At 71.3% G+C, this 6,385-nt stretch carries 4 protein-coding genes, 1 tRNA gene and 1 rRNA gene; 4 read left to right on the top strand and 2 right to left on the bottom strand.

The genetic code is table 11. The features are described 5' to 3' along the window. Both rrf and ACGF3A_RS42005 read left to right on the top strand, forming a co-directional pair. Positions 1 to 91, top strand: a 5S ribosomal RNA gene (rrf, locus tag ACGF3A_RS42000); the annotation flags it as partial. A gap of 98 nt (positions 92 to 189) precedes the next feature. Continuing rightward, on the top strand, positions 190 to 876 hold the full coding sequence (locus ACGF3A_RS42005) for a DegT/DnrJ/EryC1/StrS family aminotransferase (RefSeq protein WP_393736249.1): 687 nt from the start codon (positions 190 to 192) through the stop codon (positions 874 to 876). 42 nt (positions 877 to 918) lie between these two features. Here the strand turns inward: ACGF3A_RS42005 and ACGF3A_RS42010 are convergent, their stop codons facing one another. Continuing rightward, on the bottom strand, positions 919 to 1,830 hold the full coding sequence (locus tag ACGF3A_RS42010; protein WP_393736251.1) for an alpha/beta hydrolase family esterase: 912 nt from the start codon (positions 1,828 to 1,830) through the stop codon (positions 919 to 921). Between the two features lie 77 nt (positions 1,831 to 1,907). Between ACGF3A_RS42010 and ACGF3A_RS42015 the strand changes: the two genes are divergently transcribed. Next, a tRNA-Thr gene (locus tag ACGF3A_RS42015) sits at positions 1,908 to 1,980 on the top strand. 63 nt (positions 1,981 to 2,043) lie between these two features. Here the strand turns inward: ACGF3A_RS42015 and ACGF3A_RS42020 are convergent. Then, positions 2,044 to 4,668, bottom strand: a complete 2,625-nt coding sequence (locus ACGF3A_RS42020) for a SpoIIE family protein phosphatase (RefSeq protein WP_393736253.1) — start codon at positions 4,666 to 4,668, stop codon at positions 2,044 to 2,046. A 457-nt stretch (positions 4,669 to 5,125) separates the two neighbouring features. Between ACGF3A_RS42020 and ACGF3A_RS42025 the strand changes: the two genes are divergently transcribed. Next, a partial coding sequence (locus tag ACGF3A_RS42025; RefSeq protein ID WP_393736256.1) for a HAMP domain-containing protein occupies positions 5,126 to 6,385 on the top strand: 1,260 nt, incomplete at its 3' end.

The raw sequence follows: 6,385 nt of genomic DNA on the forward strand, positions 1-6,385 counted from the left end.
GCCCGGTCACATTCCGAACCCGGAAGCTAAGCCTTTCAGCGCCGATGGTACTGCATGCGGGAGCGTGTGGGAGAGTAGGACACCGCCGAACTAAATTTGAGGCCGAGGGCCCTGGATTTCAATCCAGGGCCCTCGGCCTTTTTATTTCTCGTCACCCGGAGTTCACATGAGGTGGACAGCATCCGCCTCATGGGGACGACACAGTTGACCGCCGCAGGGGTGGGTGCCGGAGACGAGGTCGTACTGCCCGCGTTCGGGGGTGCGGAAGTGGCTCAGGCCGTGCGTGAGCTGGGTGCGCGGCCCGTGTGCGCGGACGTGGATCCCGCGAGCTTCTGCCTCGACGCCGAGGCCGTGGAGGCCGTGGTGACGGAGAGGACCGCGGCGATCGTGCCCGTTCATCTCTTCGGCCAGGCCGCGGACATGACGGGACTGGAAGCGGTCGCGCAGCGCCGCGGGACGTGCCTCGTGGAATGGGAGCCGCGGCCCCGTACGGATTCCGTGGACGCCGTGCGCCGGCGCCAGCACGCCGCCTATCTCGCGCGCAGGCTGAACGGGGTCGTGATACCGGGCGCGCGAAAGGACGTCGAGCACGCGTACACCGAGTACGTGGTCCGCGTACCGGGGAACGGGCGGCCCGACCGGGACGCGTTCAAGCGGGCGCTGCGGGCGCGGGGCGTGGAGTGCCATGTGCCGGTGAAGGCGCCTGTGCACTGGCTGCCGGGATTCCGCGCGGAGGTGCAGCTGCCCGCGGCGGAGAAGGCCGCCGAGGAATGCCTGGCGCTGCCGCTGTCCTCCGCGATGAGCAAGCGTGAGCTGCACCAGGTGGTCTCGGCGTGCAACGCGCTCGGCGGGCTGATGCACGAGCGCGCTTCCTGACGGGTACGGGTACGGGTACGGGTACGGGCCGGGCGTGCTTTCTCAGGATTTCTTCCGTGGGTGCTTCTCGAAGAAGTCCCATACGAGATCCGTGGCGTTGAGCCCCGCCTGCGGGTCGGCGAGATCGGCTCCGCGGGCGCCGGGCCAGGCGTGGCCCATGGCCGGGAGGGTGTAGACGACCGTTTCGCTGCCGTCGCGGCAGCTCGCGGTCGTACGGGAATTGCCCTTCGGGAGACGCTGCTTCGATTCCGGCGTGCACTTGAGACGGGTGTGCCAGGACTTCATGCCGTCGCGGAACTGGCTGTAGTTCCTGTCGGTGCCGCCGAGGAACGTGATGAGGGAGACGGGACTCTTGGGCGCGTAGGACGGGTCCAAGGGCGCCTTGCCGATGAATCCGCCGCTGACCGGGGCGATCGCCGCGAAGGTGTCGGGGACTTCGACGGCGAGCTTGAGCGTGAGGTCGCCGCCGTTGGAGATGCCGGTGGCGTAGACGCGGTTCTTGTCGGCGTGCCAGTCGGTCGTGAACTTCTTGACGATTTGGCGGATGAAGCCGACGTCGTCCTCGCTCCCGCAGCATACGAAGGCGTTGAAGCCGCCGCTTCGTCCGTCGGGATAGGCGACGAGGAACTTCTCCTTGTCGGCCTTGGCGTCGAGACCGCTCAGCTCGCTCATTTCCTTGCCCGTGCCCGGAAAGGGGTGCAGGGCGATGACCAGAGGGAGTGTGTCGGACGGCCGGTATCCGGGAGGCGCGTGGACGCGGTAGGTGCGTTTCTTTCCCTTCCAGGTGAGGCTGGCCCTCTGGTTTCCGGGGCGGGGGCCGTCCGCGCGGTCGTGGCGGGGCCGTTCGGATGTGCCGGAGTCACCGGAGTCGCCTCCGCAGGCCGCGGCTCCCAGGAGCGTCAGCGGGCAGAGGAGTGCTGTGATCAGCCAGGGACGGCGTAATCGGGTCCGCATCGCCGCATCGTGACAGGGCGCCGGGCGGCGGTCGAGAGCACCGCCGTGCATGGGGTAAGATCTTTTCCGCTGACCGCGCCCCAATAGCTCAGTCGGCAGAGCGTCTCCATGGTAAGGAGAAGGTCAACGGTTCGATTCCGTTTTGGGGCTCAGAGAACAGCAGTTGCGAAAGGGCCTCCGCCGCTCGGCGGAGGCCCTTCTGCTGTTCCGGGGCTATTCCGGTACGCGCATCGCGAGGATGGCCATGTCGTCGGACGGCGCATCGTTGGCGAAGCGCTCGACCGCGCGCATGATGCGGGCCGCGACGGCGCCCGCCGTGAGGCCCGTACAGGTGGAGAGGACGTCGGCCAGGCCGTCGTCGCCGAGCATGCGGGTGCCTTCGCGGCGCTCGGTGATGCCGTCCGTGACGCACAGGAGGACGTCGCCCGGGTCGAGGGTGACCGTCTGCTCGTAGAGCTCCAGGTCGTCCATCACGCCCAGCAGGGGCTGGGGTTCGGCCGCGGGTTCGACGCTGCCGTCCTGGCGGAGGCGGAGCGGGAGGGGGTGGCCCGCGCAGACGACCTTCAGCTCGGAGCTGCCGTCCTCCTGCTGGGGGCGGAGCTCTCCGTAGAGGAGCGTGAGGAAGCGGCTGCGGGCGCCCTCGTCGAGGATCGCCGTGTTGAGCCGTTCGAGCACGGCGGGGCCGCCGAGGCCCTCGCGGGCGAGGAGGCGCAGCGCGTGCCGGGCGAGGCCCGTGACGGCCGCCGCCTCGGGGCCCGTGCCGCAGACGTCGCCGATGGCGAAGCCGTAGGTGCCGTCGCTGATCTCGAACAGGTCGTAGAAGTCGCCCCCCACCTCGTTGCCCTCGCCCGCCGCGCGGTAGATGACCTCGACCTCGACGCCGCCGGCGACCTCGGGGGTCTCGGGCGGGAGGAGGCTGCGCTGGAGGGACTGGCTGATGGCGGTGCGCTCGGAGTACAGGCGCGCGTTGTCGAGGGCGAGCGCGGCGCGGCGGGAGAGGTCCTCGGCCAGCTCCAGGATCTCCTGGCGGAACCGCTCGTCGGTGGGCTTGCCCAGCGTGAGCATGCCGATCACGCGGTTACGGGCGACGAGCGGCAGGACCACGGTCTCGCCGCCGACGGCGGAGGCGGTCGCGAGGGTCGTGCCGGGTGCCGCGCGGTGGTCCTCGGCGTGCATCACGACGCTGCGCAGCGAGGTGCGCAGGGCGGCGGAGCGCGCGGCGTCGGTGGGCGCGGTCCAGACGCGGGCGCCGGGAGTGGGCACCGGGTCGGGCGGATCGACCTTCGAGAGCAGGGCCTTGAGGTTGTCGATCCGGTCCTCGTCCTCGTGCAGCACGTAGGAGAGCTTGGGCTCGGAGCCCTGGTCGGCGACCGTGTAGACCGCGCACCAGGTGGCGAGGGTCGGGACGGTCATCTGGGCCATGAGGGCCAGGGTCTGGTCCCGGTCGAGCGTTCCGGCGAGCAGGTCGGAGGCCTCGACGAGGAAGGAGAGCGAGCCGCGGCGCAGTCGCTCCAGCTCGGTGAGACGGGCCCGTTCGACGGCGAGCGCGATGCGGTCGGCGGCGAACTGGAGACGCAGCGCCTCCTCGTTCGAATACCGCCCCGGGGACTCCGTGGCGACGCCGAGCGAGCCGGTCAGCCGTCCCTCGACCTTGAGCGGGACGGTGACGACCGAGCGCATGCCGGTGCCCGCGAGGAGCGGGACGGCGCCGGGGACGACGGTGAGGTCCTCGTGGACGGACGGCATGCGCGCGTTCCCGTACCGCCCGCTGCCCGCCTCGACCGGGACGCGTGCGAAGCGCTGGCGCGCTGAGGGGAGGCCGGTGGAGGCGCGGACCTCCAGCTCGGTCTCGTCGTCGGTGGCGAGGAGGAGATAGGCGGCGTCGCCGTCGAGCATGTCGCGGGCGCGCTCGACGGTGCGCTGGAGCAGGCCGTCGAGGTCGTCGGGCGCGGGGGAGCCGATGAAGACCTCGAACGGGTCGGTGGCCGAGCTCTCGTGCGCGTCCGGCTGGCGCTGGCCGCCGTCCATGGCGGGGCCGCGCGGCGGGGACTGGAGGACGGCGCGCTCGTGCTCGCGGACGAGGAGGCAGACGGTGGAGGGCTCCCCGTCGCCGTCGCGGACGCGCAGGTGAGAGGCGTAGACCGGGATCGTACGGCCATCGGACGCGCGTACCCCGTACGAGCCCTCCCAGCGGGAGAGGCGGAGGGCCTCGGCGATGCCGGTGCCGGTGCCGGGGGTGTGGGGCCAGGCGGCGAGGTCGGTGAGGGGTTTGCCGAGGACCTGCTCGGCGGGGTAGTCGAAGAGCTCGGTCGCGTCCTCGTTCCACGCGCTGATGGCGCCGCTGCGGTCGACCTGGACGACTCCGACGTGGACGCGGGTGTCGGCGACGGGCAGCGCGGTGTCGGGGAGCGCCGGGCCCGCGGCGCGGGTGCCGACGGGGCGCTCGGGGAGGTCGAGGCGGAACCAGACGCGTTTGTCGGCCGCCGTGTAGTCGACGCCCCAGCGGGTGGCGAGGGCCGCGCAGAGCAGCAGCCCGCGGCCGCCCTCGCGGTCCGGGCTGCCCGGCTGGATCCCGGGCTCCTGGAGGGGCAGCTCGCGCTCGGGGTAGCGGTCGACGACCTCGACGCGGACGCCTTCCTCGTCGCGGAGGCAGAGGACCTCGGCGGCGGTGCCCGCGTGCACGACGGCGTTGGTGACCAGCTCGCTGGTGAGGACGACGGCGTCGTCGACGATGTCGGCGAGACCCCAGCCCTGGAGGGTGTCGCGCACGAAGCCGCGCGCGGAGGCGACGGAGCGCCCCACCGGCTCGAAGGTGGCAGCGGCTCGCGCGGTGATCACTGGTCTCCCCATCGGTGTCTCGTCGCCTGACTGGCGCGGGAGTGTCCGCTGCGCGGTCACGGCCGCCGTGTGTCCCGGGTGTCCCGTCTCCACCGGGGCGCTCCCGGGGGCAGGCGGAATGTCGGTGGGGGGACCCCCATGCCCGGCGCCCTGCCTTTGCGTCACCGCAGCGCCCCTCCGTAACCCGTCGTGCTCACGCCGCTGTCCTCTGTTGCCCCCTACCCAGCCGACCGGTGGGGGCACCCCCGCGGGGGGCGGGGGATGCGGACAGCCGGGTGCCAGGTTACTTACGTTCTCGCCACGCGTGTCCGCCGGATGCGGGTGATTTCCGTCCGGCGCGGCCGAAGAGCCGTATGCCATGCTGCCGAACTGTTATCGCCGGGTTCGGGCAGGGTGAAACACTGGGAAGGCTCGGAGTAAAAGAGCCCGGGCAGATGGTCGACCCGCGGGAGGGACAGTGGAGTCTGGCGCAGCGGCGCGTAGCACCAACACGCGCGCGAAGGGCGGACGGTCCCGCAAGAACGGGACGATCGAAGTGGACGCCGCGTCCGTCAACAAGCTGCTGTCCGCATTGACGGCGATGCGCGACGGGAACTTCCGGAAGCGTCTCACCGTGACGGGCGAGGGCCCGATGGCCGAGATCGCCGCTGTCTTCAACGAGGTCGCGGACCAGAATCTGCATCTGACGGGCGAGCTGTCCCGGGTGCGCCGGGTCGTGGGCCGCGAGGGAAAACTCACAGAGCGGCTGCACACCGGCACCTGCGAGGGCTCCTGGGCCTCCGCGATCGACGCGGCGAACGCGCTGGTGGACGATCTGGCCCGCCCCGTGTCCGAGGTCGGACGGGTGCTCTCCGCCGTGGCGGACGGCGATCTGGAGCAGCGGATGGATCTGCGCTCCCGCGGCACGGACGGCGGCGGCCATCCGCTGCGGGGCGAGTTCCTGAAGGTCGGGCGGACGGTGAACGGGCTGGTGGACCAGCTCTCGGCGTTCACCGACGAGGTGACGCGGGTCGCGAGCGAGGTCGGGACCGAGGGGAAGCTGGGCGGCCAGGCGCGCGTGCGAGGTATGTCCGGTTCCTGGAAGGATCTGACGGATTCCGTCAATACGATGGCGTCCCGGCTGACCGCTCAGGTCCGGGACATCGCCCTGGTGACGACGGCCGTCGCGAAGGGTGACCTGTCGCGCAAGGTGACCGTGCACGTCGCGGGCGAGATGCTGGAGCTGAAGAACACCGTCAACACGATGGTCGACCAGCTCTCCTCGTTCCAGTCCGAGGTGACGCGGGTCGCGCGGGAGGTCGGCACCGAGGGCGAGCTGGGCGGCCAGGCGTCGGTCCCGGGCGCCGCGGGCGTCTGGAAGGACCTCACCGACTCCGTCAATCTGATGGCGGGGAACCTCACGTCCCAGGTTCGCGAGATCGCGCAGGTCACGACGGCCGTGGCGAACGGCGACCTGTCGCAGAAGATCACGGTGAACGCGCGCGGCGAGGTCGCGCAGCTCGCCGAGACCATCAACGCCATGACGGACACGCTGCGCACCCTCGCGCGGGAGGTCACGCGCGCGGCCAGCGAGGTCGGTACGGACGGTGTGCTGGGCGGCCAGGCCAAGGTGCCGGGCGCCGCGGGGATCTGGAAGGACCTCACCGACTCGGTGAACAGCGCCTTCCGGAACCTCACCGCTCAGGTGCGGGACATCGCGCAGGTGACGACGGCGGTG

This window comes from Streptomyces sp. NPDC048172 (assembly GCF_043202595.1).
GTDB lineage: Bacteria > Actinomycetota > Actinomycetes > Streptomycetales > Streptomycetaceae > Streptomyces.